This is a genomic window from Streptomyces sp. NPDC024687, assembly GCF_055559055.1.
Window position 1 is genome coordinate 294034 of the sequence record NZ_JBVHLJ010000010.1, and the last position, 22186, is coordinate 316219.

At 71.5% G+C, this 22186-nt stretch carries 21 protein-coding genes; 10 read left to right on the forward strand and 11 right to left on the reverse strand.

Annotated features, from left to right (window positions below):
• Window positions 1-28: 28 nt before the first annotated feature.
• Together ACZ39I_RS33805 and ACZ39I_RS33810 are read left to right on the forward strand one after the other, a co-directional pair.
• Window positions 29-829: a class I SAM-dependent methyltransferase gene (locus ACZ39I_RS33805; protein WP_467248729.1), complete on the forward strand. Its 801-nt coding sequence runs from the start codon at window positions 29-31 to the stop codon at window positions 827-829.
• A gap of 218 nt (window positions 830-1047) precedes the next feature.
• Window positions 1048-1944: an RNA polymerase sigma factor SigF gene (locus tag ACZ39I_RS33810; protein WP_467248730.1), complete on the forward strand. Its 897-nt coding sequence runs from the start codon at window positions 1048-1050 to the stop codon at window positions 1942-1944.
• Window positions 1945-2031: 87 nt separating this feature from the next.
• Here the strand turns inward: ACZ39I_RS33810 and ACZ39I_RS33815 are convergent, their stop codons facing one another.
• Window positions 2032-2490: an ATP-binding protein gene (locus ACZ39I_RS33815; protein WP_467248731.1), complete on the reverse strand. Its 459-nt coding sequence runs from the start codon at window positions 2488-2490 to the stop codon at window positions 2032-2034.
• 87 nt (window positions 2491-2577) lie between these two features.
• Complete coding sequence (locus ACZ39I_RS33820; protein ID WP_467248732.1) at window positions 2578-3840, reverse strand: DUF6777 domain-containing protein; 1263 nt, start codon at window positions 3838-3840, stop codon at window positions 2578-2580.
• A gap of 168 nt (window positions 3841-4008) precedes the next feature.
• Here ACZ39I_RS33820 and ACZ39I_RS33825 point away from each other — a divergent pair, with 168 nt between their 5' ends.
• Window positions 4009-5262 (forward strand): streptophobe family protein, encoded by a 1254-nt coding sequence (locus tag ACZ39I_RS33825; RefSeq protein WP_467248733.1) that lies wholly within the window; start codon window positions 4009-4011, stop codon window positions 5260-5262.
• Here the strand turns inward: ACZ39I_RS33825 and ACZ39I_RS33830 are convergent, their stop codons facing one another.
• Genes ACZ39I_RS33830 through ACZ39I_RS33845 form a run of 4 tightly spaced genes read right to left on the reverse strand, consistent with a single transcriptional unit; the run spans window position 5263 to window position 9570 of the window.
• Entirely contained in the window at window positions 5263-6240 is a 978-nt protein-coding gene (locus ACZ39I_RS33830) for a serine/threonine-protein kinase (RefSeq protein WP_467248734.1), read from the reverse strand.
• Complete coding sequence (locus tag ACZ39I_RS33835; protein ID WP_467248735.1) at window positions 6230-6763, reverse strand: SH3 domain-containing protein; 534 nt, start codon at window positions 6761-6763, stop codon at window positions 6230-6232. The genes ACZ39I_RS33830 and ACZ39I_RS33835 overlap by 11 nt, the downstream gene beginning before the upstream one ends.
• Window positions 6764-6770: 7 nt before the next feature.
• On the reverse strand, window positions 6771-9104 hold the full coding sequence (locus ACZ39I_RS33840) for an ABC transporter ATP-binding protein/permease (protein ID WP_467248736.1): 2334 nt from the start codon (window positions 9102-9104) through the stop codon (window positions 6771-6773).
• 55 nt (window positions 9105-9159) lie between these two features.
• Window positions 9160-9570, reverse strand: a complete 411-nt coding sequence (locus ACZ39I_RS33845; protein WP_352385988.1) for a hypothetical protein — start codon at window positions 9568-9570, stop codon at window positions 9160-9162.
• Window positions 9571-9902: 332 nt separating this feature from the next.
• Here ACZ39I_RS33845 and ACZ39I_RS33850 point away from each other — a divergent pair, with 332 nt between their 5' ends.
• Window positions 9903-10286 carry a nuclear transport factor 2 family protein gene (locus ACZ39I_RS33850; protein ID WP_467248737.1) on the forward strand — a complete coding sequence of 128 codons (384 nt, stop codon included), beginning with the start codon at window positions 9903-9905 and terminating at the stop codon, window positions 10284-10286.
• A gap of 65 nt (window positions 10287-10351) precedes the next feature.
• Here ACZ39I_RS33850 and mgrA read toward each other — a convergent pair whose 3' ends face one another.
• Window positions 10352-11347 carry an L-glyceraldehyde 3-phosphate reductase gene (mgrA, locus tag ACZ39I_RS33855; protein ID WP_467248738.1) on the reverse strand — a complete coding sequence of 332 codons (996 nt, stop codon included), beginning with the start codon at window positions 11345-11347 and terminating at the stop codon, window positions 10352-10354.
• A gap of 124 nt (window positions 11348-11471) precedes the next feature.
• On the opposite strand from mgrA, the gene ACZ39I_RS33860 reads away from it, so the two are divergent.
• From ACZ39I_RS33860 to ACZ39I_RS33870, 3 genes are all read left to right on the forward strand, one after another.
• Window positions 11472-12404, forward strand: coding sequence for a LysR family transcriptional regulator (locus ACZ39I_RS33860; protein ID WP_467248739.1), 933 nt, complete (start codon window positions 11472-11474; stop codon window positions 12402-12404).
• A 67-nt stretch (window positions 12405-12471) separates the two neighbouring features.
• The gene (locus ACZ39I_RS33865; protein WP_467248740.1) at window positions 12472-13986 is read left to right on the forward strand and encodes a carotenoid oxygenase family protein; all 1515 of its coding nucleotides are present in this window, start codon (window positions 12472-12474) and stop codon (window positions 13984-13986) included.
• A gap of 78 nt (window positions 13987-14064) precedes the next feature.
• Window positions 14065-14574 (forward strand): mycothiol transferase, encoded by a 510-nt coding sequence (locus ACZ39I_RS33870; protein ID WP_467248741.1) that lies wholly within the window; start codon window positions 14065-14067, stop codon window positions 14572-14574.
• On the opposite strand, the gene ACZ39I_RS33875 is transcribed toward ACZ39I_RS33870, so the two are convergent.
• Window positions 14562-15635 carry an adenosine deaminase gene (locus ACZ39I_RS33875; RefSeq protein WP_467248742.1) on the reverse strand — a complete coding sequence of 358 codons (1074 nt, stop codon included), beginning with the start codon at window positions 15633-15635 and terminating at the stop codon, window positions 14562-14564. The genes ACZ39I_RS33870 and ACZ39I_RS33875 overlap by 13 nt on opposite strands.
• Window positions 15636-15669: 34 nt before the next feature.
• Complete coding sequence (locus ACZ39I_RS33880) at window positions 15670-16062, reverse strand: VOC family protein (protein WP_467248743.1); 393 nt, start codon at window positions 16060-16062, stop codon at window positions 15670-15672.
• A gap of 176 nt (window positions 16063-16238) precedes the next feature.
• Here ACZ39I_RS33880 and ACZ39I_RS33885 point away from each other — a divergent pair, with 176 nt between their 5' ends.
• Window positions 16239-16946: a dienelactone hydrolase family protein gene (locus ACZ39I_RS33885; RefSeq protein WP_467248744.1), complete on the forward strand. Its 708-nt coding sequence runs from the start codon at window positions 16239-16241 to the stop codon at window positions 16944-16946.
• A gap of 819 nt (window positions 16947-17765) precedes the next feature.
• Entirely contained in the window at window positions 17766-18221 is a 456-nt protein-coding gene (locus tag ACZ39I_RS33890; RefSeq protein ID WP_467248745.1) for a pyridoxamine 5'-phosphate oxidase family protein, read from the forward strand.
• 4 nt (window positions 18222-18225) lie between these two features.
• Here the strand turns inward: ACZ39I_RS33890 and ACZ39I_RS33895 are convergent, their stop codons facing one another.
• Together ACZ39I_RS33895 and ACZ39I_RS33900 are read right to left on the reverse strand one after the other, a co-directional pair.
• Window positions 18226-19131, reverse strand: a complete 906-nt coding sequence (locus ACZ39I_RS33895) for an aldo/keto reductase (protein ID WP_467248746.1) — start codon at window positions 19129-19131, stop codon at window positions 18226-18228.
• A gap of 53 nt (window positions 19132-19184) precedes the next feature.
• A complete protein-coding gene (locus ACZ39I_RS33900; protein ID WP_467248747.1) occupies window positions 19185-20993 on the reverse strand; it encodes a bifunctional sugar phosphate isomerase/epimerase/4-hydroxyphenylpyruvate dioxygenase family protein in 1809 nt (602 codons plus the stop codon).
• Window positions 20994-21244: 251 nt separating this feature from the next.
• Between ACZ39I_RS33900 and ACZ39I_RS33905 the strand changes: the two genes are divergently transcribed.
• The gene (locus ACZ39I_RS33905) at window positions 21245-22039 is read left to right on the forward strand and encodes an IclR family transcriptional regulator (RefSeq protein ID WP_467248748.1); all 795 of its coding nucleotides are present in this window, start codon (window positions 21245-21247) and stop codon (window positions 22037-22039) included.
• Window positions 22040-22186 lie beyond the last annotated feature (147 nt).

A 22186-nucleotide genomic window follows, 5' to 3' on the forward strand; every position in this document is an offset into this window, starting at 1 on the left:
GTCCGGCATTCTGCCCTGGGTGGAATCGATGGGAAGGTCGCGGACACCGGTGCTGCGCGAGACGTTCAACGACGCGGCGGAGCTGTACGACAAGGCGCGTCCGAGCTATCCGCCCGCTCTGGTCGGGGAGTTGGCACGGTCGGCGGGCCTCGGCCGACGGAGCCGTGTGCTGGAGATCGGCCCAGGTACGGGTCAGCTGACCCGTGCCCTGGCCGGGTTCGGGTGTCACATCACGGCGGTGGAGCTGGGCGACGCGCTGGCCGCGGTGGCCAGACGGCGGCTGGCGGAATTCCCGCGGGTCGATGTGCGGACCGCAGAGTTCGAGCGCTGGCCGCTGCCAAAGGAGCCCTTCGACCTGGTCGCCTGCGCCACCGCCTTCCACTGGATCGACCCGGCCGTCCGGGTGGAGAAGGCGGCGGACGCGCTGCGCGCCGGGGGACATCTCGCTGTCGTGGTCACCCACCATGTGGCGGGCGGCACCACAGACTTCTTCGCCCGGGCCCAGGAGTGCTACGAACGCTGGGATCCGGCCACACCGCCCGGGCTGCGGCTCCGGCCGTCGTCCGAGATCCTCTCGGAGACGGAGGAGTTCGAGGCCTGTCCGCGCTTCGGTGACGTCACGGTCACCCGCTTCGAACAGGACATCACCCACACCGCCGACGAGTACATCGACGTCCTCCTCACCTACTCGGGCCACCGGGCCCTCGACAGCACCCGCCGCGAGGGCCTACTGGCCTGCATCCGGGAACTGATCGACGCGCGGTACGGCGGCCGGGTCACCAAGCGCTATCTCCACGAACTGATCGTCGCGACCCGGGTCGCTCCCTGAGGAACGGCGATTTCACGCCACCGGTCAACTTGGGGGGCATGCGTCGTCACTCCCCGGGTAGGCGCAGGGCGAGAGAGCTGCGGGCTGATCGGTCGGCCGGTGGTCCGGGCACGCATACATTCTTGCGTTCCGGGTACCCGGCAGGCCATACCTGCAGCACTCGAGACAACCCAGGCCGAAGAGGCAGACGTCGAGCCGTGACTTTCGTGGGAGAGGTAATGCATACCGCCGTCACCGCCGTGAATCGTTCGGAGGCACACGTCACCGAGCACGCCAGCGGGACCGGGACGGGTGGGACACCCCTGCCGGGAGTCGAGGAACCGCGCTCCGTCGCCCCTCGGGACGCACGCGAGCTGTCCCGCCAGTTCTTCAAGCGCCTGACCGAGCTCGAAGAGGGCACGCACGAGCACCAGTACGCGCGCAACACCCTCATCGAGATGAACATGTCGCTCGTGCGCTTCGCGGCCGGAAGGTTCCGGGGCCGTGGCGACGACATGGAGGACATCGTCCAGACCGGCATGATCGGTCTGATCAAGGCGATCGACCGGTTCGAGATCTCCCGCGAGGTCGAGTTCACGTCGTTCGCGCTCCCCTACATCGTCGGCGAGATCAAGCGTTTCTTCCGTGACACCACCTGGGCGGTGCACGTCCCGCGGCGTCTTCAGGAGCTGCGCGTCGAGCTGGCCAAGGCGCGTGAGGAACTCGGCAGCCGGCTGGACCGCGACCCGACGGTGGCCGAACTCGCCACCCTGATGAACATCTCCGAGAACGAGGTGATCGAGGCGCAGATCGCCTCGAACGGCTACAACTCCTCGTCCCTGGACGCCGCCCTGACCGGCGACGGCCCCGAGGGCGGCGAAGCCGTGCTCGCCGACTTCATCGGCGTGGAGGAGGACGGGCTGCGGCTCGTCGAGGACTTCCAGTCACTCGCCCCGCTGATGGCCGAGCTCAGCGACCGCGACCGGCAGATCATCCACATGCGGTTCGTGGAGGAGGCCACGCAGTCGGAGATCGGTGAGCGCCTCGGCTGCTCGCAGATGCACGTGTCCCGGCTGATCAAGCGGATCATCACGCGGCTGCGCGAGGGCATGCTCGGGGAGCTGGGCTGCGCCTGACGCACACGCACAGCGAAAAAAGCGGGTGCCGTCTTCGGACGGCACCCGCTGTACGTGCGTGAGGTGTACGTGCGTGAGGCGGGCCGCTCACTTCTTGGCGCCGAAGCCCAGGACGGCCCTCACCCGCTTGCCCACCGGTACGCGTTCCGCCGCGACCTCCCGTGCCAGGACGTGCACGATCTCCAGACCGTGCCGGCCGACGCGCTGGGGATCGCGCGGGAACCTGCGGGGCAGGGCTTCGCTGCTGTCGTAGACCGTGACGGTGACCGTGGCGTCGGTGCCCTCCAGCTCGAGGATGTACGGCCCGTTGCTGTGCCGGTCGGCGTTGGTGACGAGTTCGCTCACCACGAGGAGCACCTCGTCCTCGGTACGGTTGCCGACGTCGGCACACCACTCGGTTCTGAGTCTGTCCAGGAAGTCCGCGGCGAACGACCGCGCATCGGCGATACTTCCCGGCTCGCCCGTGTAGTGCGCTGCCCGCCGCAGGGGTTCCACGGGCACGTCGAAACCAGTCGGTATCACTGCCCCGTCCAGATGATCGATCATGCGTTTCTCTCTCGGAAGCCGGACTGGCCGGACGCTGCTGCACCAGTCCTCGTACCCAGAGTCGCCCGCCGCAGTCCAGGGGATACGTCACACTGCCGGGGACAGCGTGGCACTGGACAGGGGCGCGGACTGTGTCGTCTCCGGCGTGGAGGACGAGGTGAGGGGCGCCGGCGGTTCCGAGGACTCGGGTACGAGGGGCTCACGTGAGGATTCACTGCTGGGCGGCTGTGACGTGGGCGGGCTCGTGGGCGGGCTCGTGGGCGGGCTCGTGGGCGGGGAGGACGGGGCGACCAGGGCCGGCGGGCACGGGCGGTGCGAGCCGGAGGGCTTCGGTGCCCCGCTGGACGTGGAGACGCAGGGCGACGGGGAGGCCGGGGACGTCGATGTGCCGGGTGCCGTCGGCGGGGACACGGTCACCGGCGGGGAGGGCCTGGCCGGCGGGTGGGTCTTGTGGTCCTTGCTCCCGGTGTCGCCGCGGTGCCGGGCGACCCAGTCGTGGTGGTCGGGGTCGTAGATCACGAAGATGTTGATGACGGTCGTCGAGGGCGCCACCACGACCACGTTCGAGGGGTGGTACGACGCCCAGGAGTCGCCGGTGGGCTTCGGCGTGCTCTGCTGGGCGACCGGCGGGGTCAGCGGGTTGCCGCAGGCACAGCGCGTGCGGGGCACTCCGCGGTCGTCGACGAGCACGGCGGTGCCGGCCTGGAGGACGGCCTGGTAGCTGGTGGCGGCGCCGTCACGGTAGCCGTGGTTGGTGACGCGGGTGTCCATGCGCAGCTGGACGGGTGTGAGCGAGCGCAGGAAGGCGGGGACCCCGGACGGCTGGACGCCGGCGACCGAGGCGAACACGCTGTTCTTCGCGGGGTCTGCCCCTAGGGCCTTGACCTGCTTCTCGATGTCGCAGCTGGAGACGTTGCGGGTGCCGCCGTAGAGGCCGGGAGCGGCGCCGTCCACGCCGCGTACGGCGTTCGCCGGCTCGGAGGAGGAGCCGGTCGGGGTGGCGGAGACCGGTGGCACCGTGCTGTCCTTCGCAGTCGACTCGGTGAAGGGGTCGGGGCCCGTCTTTGCGGCGGCCTGGAGGAAGACCTCGCCGTTGCCGCCGGCCGCGGTGGAGCCGCCGCCGGACCGGGTGAAGACGAGGGCGAGGACCACGGCGACGACGACCGCGGTGGCGATGATCGCGACCCGGGGCGCCGACCGCCACCAGGGGCGGCGGGGTTCGGGCGCGGATGCTCCGCCGCTGCTGCCCGGGGGCTGCGAGGGCGGGCCCGAGGGCGGCTGCGAGGGGCCCGAGAGGGGCCCCGAGGGCGGCCCGGTGGGGCGGCCCGAAGTAGGCGGTTCGACGCTCACGAGTTCTTCTTCCCGACGCGGGACTCCTGCGACGCGATCCGATTGCCCCGATTCAGCCGCATTTTTCCGCGACATTCCATTGTTTGCTCGGGCCCCGTGCTGCCCGCAAGCGGACGCGGACGGACCTCTCGGCAGGCGAGCCGTCTCCGTGCTGCTTAGCGTGGCAGGGTGAACCCGCGAACCCCCTCCGACCAGGCGGTCGTCGCTCGCCACGGCTGGGTGCAGGCCTTGGCCACGGTTCTGGTCGCGCTGATCGCCATGGGGGTGGTGGCCGCGCTGGGTCTGTGGGCGGCGGGGGCTTCTGACCTTCCGGACGGCGCGTTCCCCCGGGTCGTCGCGGCGAGTGTCGTCACGGCCGTCGGCGGCACGGTCGAGCTGTCGGGAAGCGCGGGAGGGCTCGCCGACAGCAAGGCCGGGCTCACCGTGATCCCTCTCTCCGTCACCCTGGCCGGTGCGCTGGCGCTCGGCGCGGGTTTCCTGCGGCCGCTGCGGCACCGGGCCGTCGCCGGCGGCCGGGAACTCGCCGGTTGGGCGGGCCGGATCGCCGTCCTGTGGCTCCTCGCGCTCCTCGCCCTGGCCTATGCGGCCCGCCAGACGTTCAAGCTCTCCCTCGGCGACGACACGCTGAGTGACCTGGGCGATGTCTTCGGCGTCTCCCCCGAGGTCGGCTTCACGACGGACGTACCGCAGACCCTGGTGTTCGGTCTGCTGTGGATGGCCGGCGTCCTGGTGCTGGCCCTGCTGGTCTCGCGCCGGGCTCCCCTGCCGGGGCGACTGCTGCGCCTCCAGGAGTCGGTGCGACCCGCGGCGCACGCCATGGTCGTGCTCCTCCTCGCCCACGTCGTCCTCGGGATCCTCGTCGCGCTGGTCGTCGCCGTGACCCGCGGCCATGCGCCCGAGACGCTCGCGGTGATTCTGCTGGGCATGCCGAACCTGGTCTGGCTCGCCCTGACCATCGGCCTCGGTGCCACCTGGAACGGCCGGGTCGAGGGCCCCTTCGGCCTGCCCATGCCGCACGTCCTGGACGAGGTCCTGCGCTCCAAGGACACCGCCACGCTCAATCTGCGCACCCTCGCCGAGCACGACGGGCGCGTGTGGTGGCTGGTGGTCGTCGAAGCGGTCCTGCTGCTCTCGGTGGCGTTCCTGATGGCGGCCCGCTCCCCCGCCCGCGTCCGCGCCTGGCAGCACGCCGTGCACCTGGCGGTCGCCCTCGCCGTGACGGTCCTCATGATCTGCCTCATGGGCCGGATCTCCGCCCACTACGGCCTGTCGGTCCTCGGTATCGGCGACCTCGGCGGCGGTCTGAGCGGTCAGCTGTTCCTCACCCCCGAGCTGTGGCCGGCGGTGGGCCTCGGCGCGCTGTGGGGCCTGGTCACCGGTTTCCTCGGCGCGCTGCCGGCCCGGTGGGTGCGACGGGGCTGACTACCGCCCTCGGACCACCGGCTCCGCCCAGTGCGGCGGCGGCTTCGGGCGGGTGTCCTCCGGTTCTACGGCCCTCAGGGCCACCTCCGTCGGTGGGTGACCGCCCGTCGCCGTCGAGCGGAGGGCGGCGACGAAGTCGAGGCAGGAGTCGTGGCGGTCGTCGGGGGTCTTGGCGAGGGCCTTGGCGAACACCGCGTCGAGCGGTGCGGGCAGGCCGGGGCGGGACTCGGAGAGCGGGGGCGGGGCGTCGTACTGGTGGGCCCACAGCAGGGCCATGTCGTCGTCACGGCGGAAGGGCGGATGGCCGGTGAGGGTCTCGTAGACCACGCAGGCGAAACCGTAGACGTCGCAGCGGCCGTCGACTGGGCGGCCGGAGATCTGCTCGGGGGCCACGTAGTCGAGGGTGCCGACGAACTGGCCAACCGTAGTGAACCCGGTCAGCGACAGGGACTTCTTCGTGAGCCCGAAGTCGGTGAGATAGACGTGCTCGGGATGGTCGCTGTCGGTGCCCCGGGAGACCAGGATGTTGCCGGGTTTCACGTCCCGGTGGACCAGTCCGTGCTCGTGGGCCGCGTCGAGCGCGGAGGCCACCTGGGCGGCGATCCGCAGCGCGGTCGGGAGCGGCAACGGCCCTTGCCGGTCCAGGAGATGGCGCAGATCGCTGCCGGCGACGTACCGCATGGCGATGTAGAGCACACCGTCCGTCTCGCCCGCCTCGAAGACGGGGACGATGTGCGGGTGGTCGATCGCGGCGGCCACCCGGGACTCGTGGCTGAAGCGCTTGCGGAAGGTGTCGTTGCGGGCGAGTTCCGGGGCCAGCAGTTTCAGCGCCACCGTGCGGTCCAGGCGCAGGTCCCGGGCCCTGTAGACGACGGCCATGCCGCCCCGGCCGATCTCCTGCTCGATGCGGTAGTTCGCGACCTGCCGTCCGACCAGTTCGGAGGGGCTGCCGGAGAAGAGGCTGGTCTCATGGGCCATCGCGCGTCACGACCTGGGTCGGGGCGTGTCCGCCGGCCTGTGGCCCGTCATCGGTGGCGTAGGTGTTCAGCCGGGTCCCGTCCGCGTACACCCAGCGTCCGTGCTGGGCGTCGTAGAGCCACATGTGTTCGCCGTCGACGACGACCCCGATCCGCAGTCCCCTGGTGCGGCCGCGGAATGCCTCCCCGTCGAGGCCGCCGCGGGCCAGCTCCTCGACGGCGGCCCGATAGCGAGCGAGGGTCTCGTCGGCGCGGGCCAGCAGGGGGCGTGGGTCGGCGGAGCGGGTGAGGGGGCTTTCGGGGGCGGGCGGGTCCTGGGGTACGGCGACCAGGTGGCGGCCGTCGACCCAGGCCGACCAGCCGTTGGCGCACAGGACGTACGCCCAGTCGCCGCGCCGCTCCACGAGCTGGACGGGCAGGAGCGGGTCGAGGGGCACGGTGGGGCGGGCGGGGTCGGGGGCCTCCCAGGCGGGCATGCCGTACCCGGGGGCGACATGGGTGGGCCGGAAGCCGGGGGTCGTCATCGGCGGCCTACTTCCGCATGACCACGGGTTCGTGCCGGCGCAGCAGCCGGGAGACGACGTATCCGAAGAGTCCGGAGAGGACGAGGAGCATGGCGATGTTGAGGAGCCATACACCCGCCGAGTGCTTGAAGAGGGGGTCGCCGGTGAGGTCGCCCGGCACGATCCGGGCGAGGCCGATGGTGCCGGCCATCGCGCCGAGCGCCCAGCGCGAGGGCACCAGCCAAGACAGCTGTTCCAGGCCTGGCACGCCGTCGAGCTGGAGCAGGGCCCCGCAGAAGACGACCTGGACGATGGCGAGCAGCACGAGCAGCGGCATCGTCACTTCCTCCTTGCGCACCAGCGCGGACACGAGCAGACCGAGCATCATCGCCGTGAACGCCAGCAGGGCGACCGCGAGGGTGATCTCGGCAAGGGGCGGCATCACCACGCCTTCGCCGCCGGGCGCGTTGAGGTCGACGCCGAGGAGGGCGACCAGGGTCAGGACCACCGCCTGCACGACGGTGATCGCGCCCAGCACGACGACCTTGGACATCAGGTACGCCGATCTGGACAGGCCCACGGCTCGTTCGCGCTGGTAGATGACCCGCTCCTTCACCAGTTCGCGCACGGCGTTGGCGGCGCCGGTGAGGACGCCGCCGACGCACAGGATGAGCAGGGCGTTCATCGCGGTGTCGCGGGTGAGTTGGCTGCCCGCGAGGGCCCGGGCCATGGCGCCCATGACGAAGGGCAGCGCGATCATGATGGCGAGGAAGGTGCGGTCGGCGCCGAGGGCGGCGGTGTAGCGGCGGATCAGAGTGCCGAGCTGGGCGCTGCGGCTGCGGGGCCGCGGCGGGGGCGCGATGATGACCGGCTCGGAGCGGGGCATCCGGGGCTGTGCGGTGGCCTCGGCGACGTACTGGTGCTGGAAGGCCGAGGAACGGAAGTCGCCCGCCCAGTCGCGGTCCTCGTCGCGTTCGAAGGCTTCGAAGGCCTCGGGCCACTGGGTGAAGCCGAAGTAGGCGAGGGCGTCCTCGGGCGGCCCGTAGTAGGCGATCCTGCCGCCGGGCGCGAGGACGAGAAGACGGTCGCAGACGTCGAGGCTCAGGACGCTGTGGGTGACGACGATGACGGTGCGGCCGTCGTCGGCGAGGCCGCGCAGCATGTGCATCACCGAGCGGTCCATGCCGGGGTCCAGGCCCGAGGTCGGCTCGTCGAGGAAGAGCAGGGACGGCTTGGTCAGCAGCTCCAGGGCCACGCTGACCCGCTTGCGCTGTCCGCCGGAGAGGCTGTGCACGGGCTGCCGGGCGCGCTGTTCCAGGCCGAGCTCGCGGATGACCTCGTCGACGCGGTCGCGGCGTTCGGCCTTCGCGGTGTCCTGCGGGAAGCGCAGTTCGGCGGCGTAGGTCAGGGCGCTGCGGACGGTGAGCTGGGCGTGCAGGATGTCGTCCTGCGGGACCAGGCCGATGCGCTGGCGCAGTTCGGCGTAGTCGCGGTAGAGGTCGCGGCCGTCGTACAGGACGGTGCCGTGGTCGGCGGGGCGCTGGCCGGTGAGGGCGTTCAGGAGCGTGGACTTCCCGGCGCCGCTCGGACCGACGACGGCGAGCAGGCACTTCTCGCCCACCGGGAAGGACACGTGGTCCAGCAGGGTCTTGCGGCCGTGGTCGACGGCGACCGTGAGGTCCTGGACGTCGAGGGAGACGTCGCCGGTGTCGACGTACTCCTGGAGGGTGTCGCCGACCAGGGAGAACGCCGAGTGGCCGACGCCGACGATGTCCCCGGGCCCGAGGGGGGCGCTCGTGACGGGGCGGCCGTTGAGATACGTGCCGTTGTGACTGCCGAGGTCGACGATCTCGTACGTGGCGTCGGGCAGGGCGCGCAGCTCGGCGTGGTGGCGGGAGACAACCAGGTCGTCGACGACGAGGTCGTTGTCGTCGGCGCGGCCGATACGGACCGTGCGGGTGGGCAGCGGGCGTACCGCGGTGGGCTGCCGGAAGGTGCCGGTGAGGCCGGGCATGGAGACGGCCGAGGGGCGCTCGGGGGTGGGCAGGCCCAGCAGGACCGCGCAGGGGCCGTCGGAGGGGCTGCCGAAGCGGATCACGCTGCCGGGGCCGACGTCCCACTCACGGACGCGGCGGCCGTCGGCATAGGTGCCGTTGGTGCTGTGCTCGTCCTCGAGGGTCCAGTGGTCGGCCTCGGGTCGCAGCACCGCGTGGTGCCACGAGACCCGGGCATCGTCGATGACGATGTCACTCATCGGGTCGCGACCCACGTGGTAGTCATGGCCCGGGCTCATCACCGTGGAGCCGGTGTCGGTCTCCAGGACGAGCTCGGGCGCCGTCGGTGCGACCGGCCGCTCCGCCATGCCAGAATTCTACCGATTCGCCCCTTTGGGCGCCTGGTGGCGCGGACCGAGCGGCTCAGGCCACGGGGGTGAAGAGCATGGAGGCCATCCGGTGCATTCTCGCGGCGTCCACGGACTCGGCGAGCAGTTCGTACTCCGTGGTGTCGTCGCTCGCGGCGATCCGGACCAACCGGCCCGCCGCCAACTCGTCGGCGACCAGCTCCTGTTGGTACAGGTCTGCGCACCAGGCCCGCATCACGGCGGGCACGTCGAGCACGGTGTCGGCGACGGGGGCGAGGGCGCCCGCCGGCAGGTACTCGGCCTCGGGCTGGGGGTCTAATCGGTCGGCGATCCAGGAGGCCCGGTCGCGCAGCCACCACAGGGCGAGGGCGAGGGTGGGCGCGCGGTAGGTTCCGAGGGGGACGCCGATGCGCCGCCCGTCGCAGATGCCGTAACCCGTGACGTGGCACAGGAATTCGTCGTGCACGATCCACTCCCCCGCTTGCTCCGTTCGCCTGTCGGCAGGGCCTCGCTTTCCGTGCGGCTCATGTGCGGTACGCGGCTCTTGCTGCGGTGCGTGACGGGCACTTCGCTCGATGTGAAGGCCCTGTCAGTCGAGTATGTTCACTACTGAAACACTGTCACCACGTCTTTTTGGCCAGTCTCCTGGCATATTCCCCCCTCCTCCTGGCCGAAATCTGACGGGTACACGTTCAAACGTCATGACCCCGGAAGTAATCGACGGTGCCGCGCGCCGCGGGCAGGGTTGTCCCAACAGGTCCCACCAGCACAGACGACCTCGATGGAGGCTGATTTCCCATGCCCGCGACCATGGAACGCTACGAGAATGCCGTCGCCCGCTACTTCGAAGCCTGGAACGCACGTGAGCAGGAGACGCGCACGAAGGCCGTCGCGGCCGCCTGGACGGTGGGCGGCGGTTACACCGACCCCCTCGCCGACGTGGTCGGGCACGACCAGATCACCGCGGTGATCGCGGCGGCGCACGAGCAGTTCCCGGGGTTCACCTTCCGAGTCACCGGCCCCGTCGAGGGGCACCACGACACCGCCCGGTTCTCCTGGGAGCTGGTGAGCGCTGCCGACGGCTCGGCGCCCGTCGCCGGCTCCGACGTCATCACGCTGGCCGGGGACGGCCGGATCAGGACCGTGTACGGATTCCTGGACCGGGTGCCCGCAGGAGCGTGAGGGCCCCGGCGCAACGCCGGGGCCCGGTCCCTCTCACCTGCCCGCGGTCATGGCGGTCGTGTGGGTCACGCCTTGATGATCGCGTCGATCCTCGCCAGTTCCTCCGTGTCGAAGTCCAGGTTGGCGATCGTGCCCACGCTGTCCTCGATCTGCTTCGGGCTGCTCGCGCCGACGAGGGCCGAGGTGACGCGGCCGCCGCGCAGGACCCAGGCCAGGGCCAGCTGGGCGAGGGTCTGGCCGCGGCCCTTGGCGATGTCATTGAGTTCGCGCAGCTGCTGGACCAGGTCCTCGGTGAGCGCGTCGGAGTTCAGGAAGGGGCTGTCGCTCGCGGCCCGGGAGTCCTCGGGGATGCCGTCGAGGTAGCGGCCGGTGAGCAGTCCCTGCTCCAGCGGGGAGAAGACGATCGAGCCGACCTGGAGCTCGTCCAGCGCGTCCAGCAGGCCGCCGTCTTCGGGGCGGCGGTCCAGCATCGAGTAGCGCGGCTGGTGGATGAGGAGCGGGGTGCCCAGCGCGCCGAGGATGCGCGCGGCCTCACGGGTCTGCTCAGCCGAGTAGTTCGAGATGCCGACGTAGAGCGCCTTGCCCTGCTGGACCGCGGTGTGCAGGGCGCCCATCGTCTCCTCCAGGGGAGTCTCCGGGTCGGGGCGGTGCGAATAGAAGATGTCGACGTAGTCCAGGCCCATCCGGGTCAGGCTCTGGTCCAGCGACGACAGCAGGTACTTGCGGGAGCCCCACTCGCCGTACGGGCCGGGCCACATCAGATAGCCGGCCTTGGTCGAGACGATCAGCTCGTCGCGGTAGGACGCGAGGTCGGCCTTGAGCGCCTCGCCGAACGCGGACTCGGCGGCGCCGGGCGGCGGGCCGTAGTTGTTGGCGAGGTCGAAGTGGGTGACGCCGAGGTCGAAGGCGCGGCGCAGGATCGCCCGCTGCGTCTCCACGGTGCGGTCCGCCGGGCCGAAGTTGTGCCACAGGCCGAGCGAGATCGCGGGAAGCTTCAGACCGCTGCGTCCGGTGCGCCGGTAGGGCATGTCCGCGTAGCGGTCGGGGTGTGCGGTGTACAACGCGACTCCAGAGGGGTTGGCACGGTGAACCAGGGTCTTGAACCTTGTGTCCACTCTTCCGCGACCTGGGGGCATTGGTCCAACAGAAGAATCCGATGGAATTCAGCGGATAGGCTTCTCAATCATGGAACTGCGCCATCTCCAGCATTTCGTGGCGGTCGCCGAGGACCAGCACTTCACCCGGGCCGCCGAACGCCTCCTGGTGTCCCAGTCGGGGCTGTCCGCGTCCATCCGGGCACTGGAGCGGGAGCTGCAGACGCCGCTGTTCGTGCGAACCACCCGCCGGGTCACGCTCACCCCGGCCGGACGCGCCCTGCTCGGCGAGGCCGAGCGGATCCTCGCGCAGGTGCGCTCCGCCCACGAGGCGGTGGCCGCGGTGCAGGGGGTGCTGCGCGGGATGCTCGCGATCGGGTCCGAGCAGTGCATCGCCGGGCTGCACGTGGCGGGGCTGCTCGCCGCGTTCCGGCGGCAGCATCCGGATGTCGAGATCTGTCTGCGCCAGGCGGGGTCGGCCGCGCTCGCGGAGGAGGTGGCGGCCGGGCGCCTCGACCTGGCGTTCGCCGTGCGGGCGGCGCAGCAGGACACCGACCAGTTGCGTGTCGTACCGCTGTCGAGCGAGCCCATGACCGTGCTGTGCCATCCCAGCCACCGGCTCGCGGCCGTCGGCGCGGCCGTGACGCCGGAGGATCTGGACGGCGAGGTCTTCGTCGACTTCCATCCGGACTGGGGGCCGCGCCGCACCACCGACGCTGCCTTCACCAGGGCGGGCCTGCGCCGCAACGTCGCCCTGGAGGTCAACGACGTGCACAGCCTCCTCGACCTGGTGGACGAGAACCTCGGCGTGGCCGTCGTACCGCGGCACTTCCGGCACAAACGGGAGTCGCTGACCGCGCTCCCGGTCAAGGGCACCGGCGAGACCGTGTACGAGACGGTCGCGCTGCTGCCGCCCGCCCAGGCCACCAGCCCGGCGGCCCGGGCCCTGATGGCCCTGCTGGAAACAGGGGGCCTGGAAAGAGGGGGCTTGAGTACACCCCCGGACGGGGCCCAACCCTCGTGACCTGATCCGTCCCGCGCACCAGACTCGTGACCGTTCCCGAGGACAACCACGGTCAGGAGCAGGGAAGATGACGGACCCGAAGACGACGGACCCCACACGCCGGAACGTGCTGCGCGGTGCGGCGGCGATCACGGCGGCCGGAGCGCTCGTCGGCACCGGAGCGGGCGCGTCGCCCGCCGCCGCGGTGCCCCGGACAGCGCGCCGCTTCCCCTTCCTGGAGGGCGCGTTCGCACCCGTCACCGAGGAACTGACGGCCTTCGACCTGCCGGTCACCGGTCGCATCCCGCGCGAGCTGAACGGCCGCTATCTGCGCAACGGCCCCAACGCGCTGGGAATCGAGGACCCGCGCGCCCACCACTGGATGCTCGGCGAGGGCATGGTGCACGGTGTCCGGCTGCGCGAGGGCCGCGCCGAGTGGTACCGCAACCGCTGGGTGCGCTCCTCCCAGGTGGCGAAGAAGCTCGGCGAGCCCTACCCGGGCCCGGTGCCGCCGGACGACTTCCCGGCCAACACCCATGTCATCCCCTACCGCGGGCGGATCCTCGCGCTCCAGGAGAGCGGACCGCTGCCCTACGAGCTCGACGAGGAGCTGAACACCGTCGGCACGTACGACTTCCGGGGCACCCTGGAGGGCGCGTTCACCGCGCACACCAAGTTCGACGCGCACGCCGGTGAGCTGCACGCGATCGCCTACTACCCGACCTGGGACCACGTCCGGCACCTGGTCGTCGATCCGGGTGGCCGCGTCTCACGCAGTACGAGGATCCCGGTGGCGGACGCGCCGATGATCCATGACTTCGCGCTCACCGAGAACCACGTGGTGATCCTCGACATGCCGGTCACGTTCGACCCGGCGGGCGCCGAGCGCGGAGACATCGTGCCGTACGTCTGGAACGACCGGCATCCGGCACGGGTCGGCGTGCTGCCCCGCAAGGGAGGTGCGGTCCGCTGGTTCGAGGTCGACCCGGTGTACTACTCGCACACCCTCAACGCGTACGAGGAGGGCCCGAACCTGGTCATCGACATGACCACCTTCGAGGCGCCCTTCCTCGTGGCGGGCAACGGCTCGGGAGGGCCGTACGGGGCGGGCACCCCCCGCCTTGACCGGTGGACGGTCGACCTGCGTCAGGGGCGGGTACGGACCCGGACCCTCGACGACCGCCCCCAGGAATTCCCGCGCGTGAACGAGGCGTTGGTGTCCCGTCGGCACCGCTACGGCTACTCGGCCGCCTCCGCGGAGATGGCGGTGGCCTATCAGGCGGTCGACGGCAACCCGCCTCCCGACCGCGCGTTCAGCAACGCGCTCATCAAGCACGACCTGCTGAGGGGCACCTCCCAGGTGCACCGGCTGCCGCGGGGAGCGGCGGCCAGCGAGGCCGTGTTCGTGCCGTCCGACCCCTGCGACGGGAAGGCCGCCGAGGACGACGGGTACGCCGTCGCGTATGTGCACAACCCGGATCGCGGGGCCTCCGACCTGGTCATTCTCGCGGCCCAGGACTTCACGGGTGAGCCGGTGGCCCGGATCCATCTGCCCGGGCGGGTGCCGCTGGGCTTCCACGGGAGTTGGATTCCGGATGTGTGACACCGCGCGGAATTCCGCCGCGTGACACCGGAGCGAATTCCGACGCGGGACGCGGCGGGATGCGCGATGGTGGATGGCATGCATGCAAAGGACATCCTCATCGACGGCTACAGCCGCATCCAGGAAGAAGTCCACGCCGTCGTCGAGGGCCTGGGCCCCGACGACCTCAACCACCGTCCCGGTCCCGACGCCAACTCCGTCGCCTGGCTGGTCTGGCACCTCACCCGCGTCCAGGACGACCACGTGGCCGGCGCCCTCGGCCTCGACCAGGTGTGGCTGACACAGGACTGGGAGAAGCGCTTCGGCCTCGACCTGAAGCCGCGTGACATCGGCTACGGCCACACCTCGGCGCAGGTCGCCAAGGTGCGGGTCGACTCCGCGGGCCTGCTGACGGGTTACTACGACGCCGTGCACGCCCAGAGCCTCCAAGCCCTGTGCGGGCTGACGGACGAGGACCTGGACCGGGTCGTGGACGAGAACTGGGATCCGCCGGTCACCCTCGGGGTGCGGCTGATCAGCGTCCTGTCCGACGATCTCCAGCACGTCGGACAGGCCGCCTATCTGCGGGGGCTGCTTCAGAGCGCGTAGCCCGGCAGGACGACGTCCTCGATGAGGGCCCTGCGCTCGTCGAACGGGATGAAGGCGCTCTTGAGGGCGTTCACCGTGACCGTGCGCAGGTCCTCGACCGTCCAGCCCGCGTGCTCGACCAGCAGGGACATCTCGCGGGTCATCGTCGTCCCCGACACCAGCCGGTTGTCGGTGTTGAGGGTGACCCGGAAGCCCAGGTCCTTCAGAGCCGTGATCGGGTGCTCGGCGATCGAGGTGGCCGCGCCGGTCTGGAGGTTGGAGGTCGGGCACATCTCCAGGGCGATCCGGCGGTCCCGGACCCATCCCGCCAGCCGGCCGAGCTTGCCGCCCGCGAGGTCGGGGATGTCCTCGGTGATCCGCACACCGTGGCCGAGACGCTGGGCGCCGCACACCTGCACGGCCTGGTGGATGCTGGGCAGGCCGTGGGCCTCACCGGCGTGGATGGTGAACGGCACGTTCTCGCGGCGCAGGTGCTCGAAGGCCGCCAGGTGGTCGGCGGCCGGGAAGCCGTCCTCGGCGCCCGCGATGTCGAAGCCGACGACACCGGCGTCCCGGAAGGCCACGGCCAGGTCGGCGGCCTCGCGCACCCGGTCGAACATCCGCATCCCGCACAGCAGGGTGCCGACCCGCACCGGGGTGCCCGCGGCGGCGGCCTTCGCCATACCGGCGGCCAGGCCCTCCTGGACGGTCTCGACGACCTCGGCCATGGCCAGCCCGCCGCGGGTGTTCAGCTCGGGGGCGTAGCGCACCTCGCCGTACACGACCCCGTCGGCGGCGAGGTCGAGGACGTACTCCTCGGCCGTGCGCAGCAGGCCCTCGCGGGTCTGCATGACGGCGAGGGTGTGCTCGAAGGTGGCTATGTAGCGCACCAGGTCACCGGAGTTGGCGGCCTCGAAGTACCAGGCGGCGAGTTCGTCCGGGTCGGTGGTGGGAAGGGTGTGGCCGACCTCCGCCGCGAGCTCCACCAGGGTGGCGGGGCGCAGGCCGCCGTCGAGGTGGTCGTGCAGGACGGCCTTGGGGAGGCGGCGGATCAGGTCGGCGTCTACGCGCGTAGCGGTCATGGCGGGGTCTTTCCTCGAACAGGGTGGTGGAGGTTCAGTCGGCGGGCTGGAGCAGGTCCCAGCGGTTTCCGTACAGGTCCTGGAAGACGGCGACCGAGCCGTAGGGCTCGTGCCGGGGCTCCTCCAGGAAGGTCACGCCCGCGGCCAGCATGCGGGCGTGGTCGCGGGTGAAGTCGTCGGTGTGCAGGAAGAATCCGACGCGCCCGCCGGTCTGGTCCCCCACCCGGGCCTGCTGCGCCTCGCCCTTGGCGCGGGCGAGCAGCAGGTCGGTGCCGCCTTCGCGTTCGTCCGGGCGTGCGACGACCCAGCGGGAGCCGTCGGGGCGGGGGGTGTCCTCGACGAGCCGGAAACCGAGGGCTTCGGTGTAGAAGCGGATCGCCTCGTCGTAGTCGTCGACGACGAGGGTGACCAGGGCAACGCGTCTCATCGGGACCTCTCGGGAGGGGTGGTTGACGGGAGAGGTTATACGTAAAACTTGAGGGATGCCAGTCCGGTTCTCCGGGGTGCCGTGGGCGGGCCGTGCGGTGCGTGGCAGGCTGGTGATCACCGCCGGGGCCACGGCTCCGGCGCCCCCACCGGACAGCTGCACAGGAGTCGAGCACCATGGCCGATCTGCCGAAGTCGACCGGAGCACCCGCCCACCAGAACGTCACGTTCCCGAGCGGCGGCACCACCGCGCACGGCTATCTGGCGCTGCCGCCGTCCGGGAGCGGGCCGGGCGTCATCGTGATCCAGGAGTGGTGGGGTCTGACCGACCACGTCGCCGACGTCGCCGACCGGCTGGCCGCGGAGGGCTTCGTCGCGCTCGCTCCCGACCTGTACGGCGGCAATGTCGCCCACGACAGCGAGGAGGCCCTGCGGATGATGCAGGCGCTGCCGGTCTCGCGGGGCGTGGAGCTGCTGTCCGGCGCGGTCGGCCACCTGCTGTCGCTGGACGAGGTCACCTCGGACACCGTCGGCGCGGTCGGCTTCTGCATGGGCGGCGGATTCGTCCTGTACCTGGCGGCGGCCGACCCCCGGGTGAGCGCCGCGGTGCCGTTCTACGGGGTGATCCAGGGCGAGCTGCCCGACTTCTCGGGCCTGAAGGCGCAGATCCTGGGCCACTACGGGGAGCTCGACCAGACCATCCCGGCGGAAAGCCTGGAGGCCCTGCGCGAAGCCGTCCACGAGCAGTCCGGGATCACCCCGGACCTGCGCCTCTACCCGGCGAACCACGCCTTCTTCAACGACGGCGGCCAAACGTACGACGCCGAGTCCGCCGCCCGCGCCTGGGAGAGCACGGTGCCCTTCCTGCACGAGCGGCTGGGTTAGGGCCTGCGCGCCGGGTCACGCTGGCGGTGAGCGGGGTCCGGCATGTCCGGTCGAGCGGTGGGGGGCCGTGCGGCGCGGCGGGGCCTGACTGCGCCTCGGATCACGCTGAGGGTTAGCGGGGTCGGCACGCCCGGCCGCGCGGTGGCGGGGCCGTGGCGCGCGGCCGAGTTGGGGCCTGCCTCTTGGCTCAGGCCGACCGCTGGCGGGGCTGAAGCCCGGATGGGCGTCTCGGTGAAGGGGTGATTCCAGTTTCCGTGGTCACCCCATTACCACCCCCTACCAGCTACTGCGCGCCGCGCTGGTCGGCCCCGCCCACGGCTCCCCGCTGGTGGACGCGGCGACTCGGCACATGCTGCCGAGCGATGGTGGGGCCGTGCCGTGCGGCTCGGTTAAGACCTGCCCCCGATCGAGCCGGCGGTGAGCGGGGTCCGGCAGATCCGGCCGAGCGGTGGCGGCCGTGCCGTCGGCCGCTGCGCGTTGGGCGCCACCGACGGATGAGGCTGCGCCCCCTTGGGGTGCGCGCCCTTCCCCACGTCGGGCAGGCGGCCGTACGGCGTCGGGCCACCCGAGCGGGGCCCTGCCGTCGCGCCGGGTCACCCCGGACCGCCGCGCTGTCAGCGTCCGCTGCCGCACCGCGCGAGCGTTCCGGTGCCTCCGACCCGCGGTCGGTGGCGACCACGCGGCCAGGACTCGGCGGCGCGTCAGGGACCGCGCCGCCGGCATGCTCCCCCGCCGCGCCGGCGGTTTCGGTGCCTCGGTCTGCGGGCGTAGGGCCCCGGACCGAGGCGCCGGGGCGGGGTGGCCGGTAGCGTCCCGGCCATGACGATCACTGAGAGCCGCAGCCCCGAACAGCGCAAGCGTGACGTACTGGCCCGTCTGGAGCGGGAGACGGATATCTGGGTGGCCTCGGCGGACGCCGACGGGCTGCCGTGTCTGGTCGCGCTGTGGTTCGCCTGGGACGGCGAGTCCGTCTGGCTGTCCACCCGGATCACCAATCCCACGGGTCGCAACCTGCGCGACGGCGGCCGCACCAGGCTGGCGTTCGGGGACACCCAGGACGTCGTGCTCATCGACGGGAAGGTACGGACGTACGGCGGGACGGACGTGCCGGCCGCGGCGATCGAGCTGTTCCAGGGAAAGACGGGCTGGGATCCGCGCGAGGACAGCGCCTCCTACGCCTTCTTCCAGGTGCGTCCGCACACGGTGCAGGCCCTCAACGGCGTGCACGAGATGCGAGGGCGGCACGTCATGGAGGACGGCGTGTGGGTCGTGTGACCGCTCAACCGGCCTGACGGTGCAGCGAGTCGAGCGTGTCCCGTTCCTCGTCGGTGAGCCGGAGGGCGCCCGCCGCGATGTTCTCGGTGAGGTGGTCGGGGTTGCCGGTGCCGGGGATGGCGAGGACGTGCGGGCCCTGGGCGAGGGTCCAGGCGAGCCGGACCTGGGCGGGAGTCGCGCCGTGCGCCCGCGCGACGGCCAGGACCTTTTCGTCGTGGCCGGACGTGGCGCCGTGGGAGCCGCCCTTCCCCGCGATCGCGTAGAACGGCACGAAGGCGATGCCCTGTTCCTCGCAGATCCGCAGCATGTCGTCGGTGCCGGGATTGTGGGAGTCGAGCCCGAACCGGTTCTGCACGCACACCACCGGCGCGATCGCCTGTGCCTCGGCGAGATGCCGGGGCTCGACGTCGGAGATGCCCAGGTGCCGGATCAGGCCCGCCTCGCGCAGTTCGGCGAGGGCCCCGAAGTGCTCCCCGATCGAGTCCTGGCGCATCCGGCGGAGGTACACCAGGTCGAGGTGGTCGCGACCGAGCTGGCGGAGATTTTCCTCGACATGGCCGCGCAGGTCTTCCGGTCGGGCCGAGGTGCCCCACTCGCCGGTGTAGTCCCGGAAGGGCCCGACCTTCGCGGCGATGACGAGGTCGTCGGGGTACGGAGACAGCGCGCTGTTGATGATCTCGTTGGCGGAGCGCAGCGAGGAGAAGTAGAAGGCCGCCGTGTCGATGTGGTTGACGCCGAGCTCCCTCGCCTTGTGCAGCACGGCGATGGACCGCTTCCGGTCGCTGGGGGTGCCGAGATGGAAGGCCGCGCTGCCGGTCAGCCGCATCGCGCCGAAACCGATGCGGTTGACGGTGAGATCGCCGATTGTCCAGGTGCCTGCCGCGTCCGCGATGATCGTTTCGGTGGTCATCGGCGGATGATGACACACCTCCGGCTGGTCCCCCGTCGGCATTTCCCGAACTCCTACCTCCGCTGGGCGGCCAGCCGGATGGGCGCGTTGGCCGCCCCGAAGCCGGTGTAGCCGCCGGAGCGCTGCACGAACTCGAAGAAGACACGGCCGACCGTCTCGGTGTAGCAGTGCCGGAACTCGCCGCCCCGCTCGTCGCGGTCGTACAGGATGCCGAGCTCGCGATACGTCTCCAACTCCCCCTCGGCGAACTCGAACCGGGCCGCCAGGTCGTCGTAGTAGTTCGCCGGGATGTGCAGCAGCCCGGCTCCGGCCGCCCGGAAGCGACGGACCGCGGCGACGATGTCGTCGACGGCGAACGCCACGTGCCGGGCCCGTGTCTCACCGTCCTCCTGCGGCGCGGGCGCGAGGTTGAGGACCAGCCGGGGCCCGTCGGAGGAGGCGGACAGGGCACGGCTGCGGAACAGGCCGTAGGGATCGGCGAGTTCGACGGTGTCGTGCGGACTGAGGCCCAGCACCGTGCGGTGGAAGAGCACCGACTCGTCGAACTGGTGCCAGGGCTGGGTGAGCGCGAGATGGTCGATGGCGGTGACGACACTCTGCTTGCCGCTCTCCACGTCGAACTCGGCGGGCCCGCTGCCGGCCGTGTACGCGAAGTCGTCGGTCCAGCTGGGGAGTTCGGGGCGTCCGGTCGCGCAGAACAGGACTTCGGTGCCGTCCGGGGCCGCGATCGACTCCAGGGGAACGTCCTGTGCGCCGCGGCGCTTGGGCAGGGCGGGCGCGAGCAGGGCTTCCGCCCGCCGCGCCGAGGCCGCCGGATCGGCCGTCTCCAGGCCTACGGCGGCCAGGGTGGTGTCGCTACGGCGGCCCGCGGTGCCCGTGTTGACCAGGACGCGGGCACCGCCCTGCTCCCAGAGGTCGACCGGCTTGCCGTGATGGCGGGCGGTGCGGGTGAAGCCGAGAGCGGTGAGGAGTTCACCGACGGGCTCGGGGTCGCTGGTGGCGAGTTCGGCGAAGGCGACGCCGGAGGGGACCACGGGGGCCGGGAGCGGGGAGACTCCGGCGTTCTCCTCCAGGGCGAGCAGGGAGCGCAGTCCGTCGAGCGCCGTGCGGCCGGCGTCCGCCTGGCGGAAGACGTCGTTGAAGACCTCCAGGGACAGGGGACCGTCGTACCCGGCGCTCAGGACGTGCCGCAGGAGTCCGGCGACGTCGAATCCGCCCTGACCGGGGAAACAGCGGTAGTGGCGGCTCCACTGGAGGACGTCCATGGCCATCAACGGAGCATCGGCGAGCTGGAGGAAGAAGATCTTCTCGCCGGGGATGTCCTCGATGCCCTTCGGATCCGAGCCCCGGGACAGGATGTGGAAGCTGTCCAGACAGGTGCCGAGCGCCGGATGGTCCGCGGCCTCGACAATCCGCCAGGCGTGGTCGTACGTACTGACGTGCCGCCCCCACGCCAGTGCCTCGTAGGCGACCCGGATGCCGGACTCCTGGGCCAGGTCGGCGAGGCGGCTCAGCTGCTCCGCGGCGAGGGCGTCGTCGTCCACGGCCTGCGGGGCGACGCTGGAGCAGACGAGGACGGTGTCGGCGCCGAGCCTGCGCATGAGCTCGAACTTGTGCCGGGCACGCCTGAGGTTGCGGGCGAAGGTCTCCTCCGGGACGGCCTCGATGTCGCGCATCGGCTGGTAGAGGTCGATGCGCAGGCCCAGGTCGGCCGTGCGGGCGGCGATCTCCTCGGGGGCGAGGGGGCTCGCGAGGAGGTCGTTCTCGAAGATCTCGACGCCGTCGAAGCCGGCCCGCGAGGCGGCCGTCAGTTTCTCGGTGAGGGTGCCGCTGAGGCAGACGGTGGCGATGGACTTGCGCATGCTCGCTCCCGAGGTGTCATACATACTCGCTCCGGCCTCGAGCCGACGCCGGACCACCAGGCGGTTCAATCGATCCATTCTACGGTCAGACTAGGTGCCCCAGGCTCCTGGAACAAGGCCGGGGCCGACGGAGATGGCGGCCACCAGCGACTTCTTCGGCGTCGCGGTTTCCTTGGTCCGCACAGCGGACTACGGTCGGAAGCGACACCGGACGAGGGCCGAACACACGGGGAACCACCGGGAGGCAGCGGGTGAGCGACGGACAGCGGCGGGCGGAGGGCGACGCCGACCAGCACGCGGGCGGGGTGCGCAGTGTGCGGCGGGCCTTCGACATCCTCGCCCTGCTCACCGAGGACCGGCCGGTGATCACCCTGCGGGAGATCGCCGAATCGACGGGGCTCGCCAAGACGACCGCGCTGCGTCTGGTGCAGACCCTGGAGGAGACGGGTCTGCTGGGCTCGCACCCGTCGGGGTACACCGCGGGGCCCGCGCTGTGGCGCTGGGCCTATCTCGCGCGCAGTCAGTGGGAGGTGCCGCAGGAGACCCGGAAGGTCATGCGCGACCTGGCGGACCGGCTGGGCGAGACCGTCAATCTGTTCGTCGCCCGGGGCGTCCACCGCATCTGCGTCGCGCACGAGGAGAGTCCGCACCCGCTGCGCCATGTCGTCGAGGTCGGCGACGAGCAGCCACTGTGGGCGGGCGCCTCCTCGAAGATCCTTCTGCGGGGCGCCTCCGAGGCGTTCCTGCGCCGGGTCGCCGTCGCCTCACCGCAGGGCGAGGCACAGGTCGAGCGGCTGCGGGCCTGGGTCGCGGAGGCCGCCGAGCGCGGCTACGCCGTCAGCAGCAGCGAGTGGGACGAGGGGCTCACCGCCGTGGCGGTGCCCGTCACCGGCCGCACCGGCGAGGTCGTGGCGTCCCTCTCCCTCAGCGGCCCCAGCCACCGCTTCCCCTACGAGGCCGTCGAGCGCTTCGCCACGGAGCTCGCCGAGGGCGCCCGCCTCATCTCCGGCCAGGGCTTCAGCCACCCGCTGAGCAGCGGCGTCTGACACACGGCGGCCCTGGGCCCCACCGCGTCGGAGGGGGGGGGGGGGGGGGGGGGGGACCCCGACCCGGTCTCGAAGAGATGTGGGGGAGGGGGGGGTGTCAACCCTCCCCCATTCTCCCCCCCCCCAACGAAGCCCTCCCCACCTGTT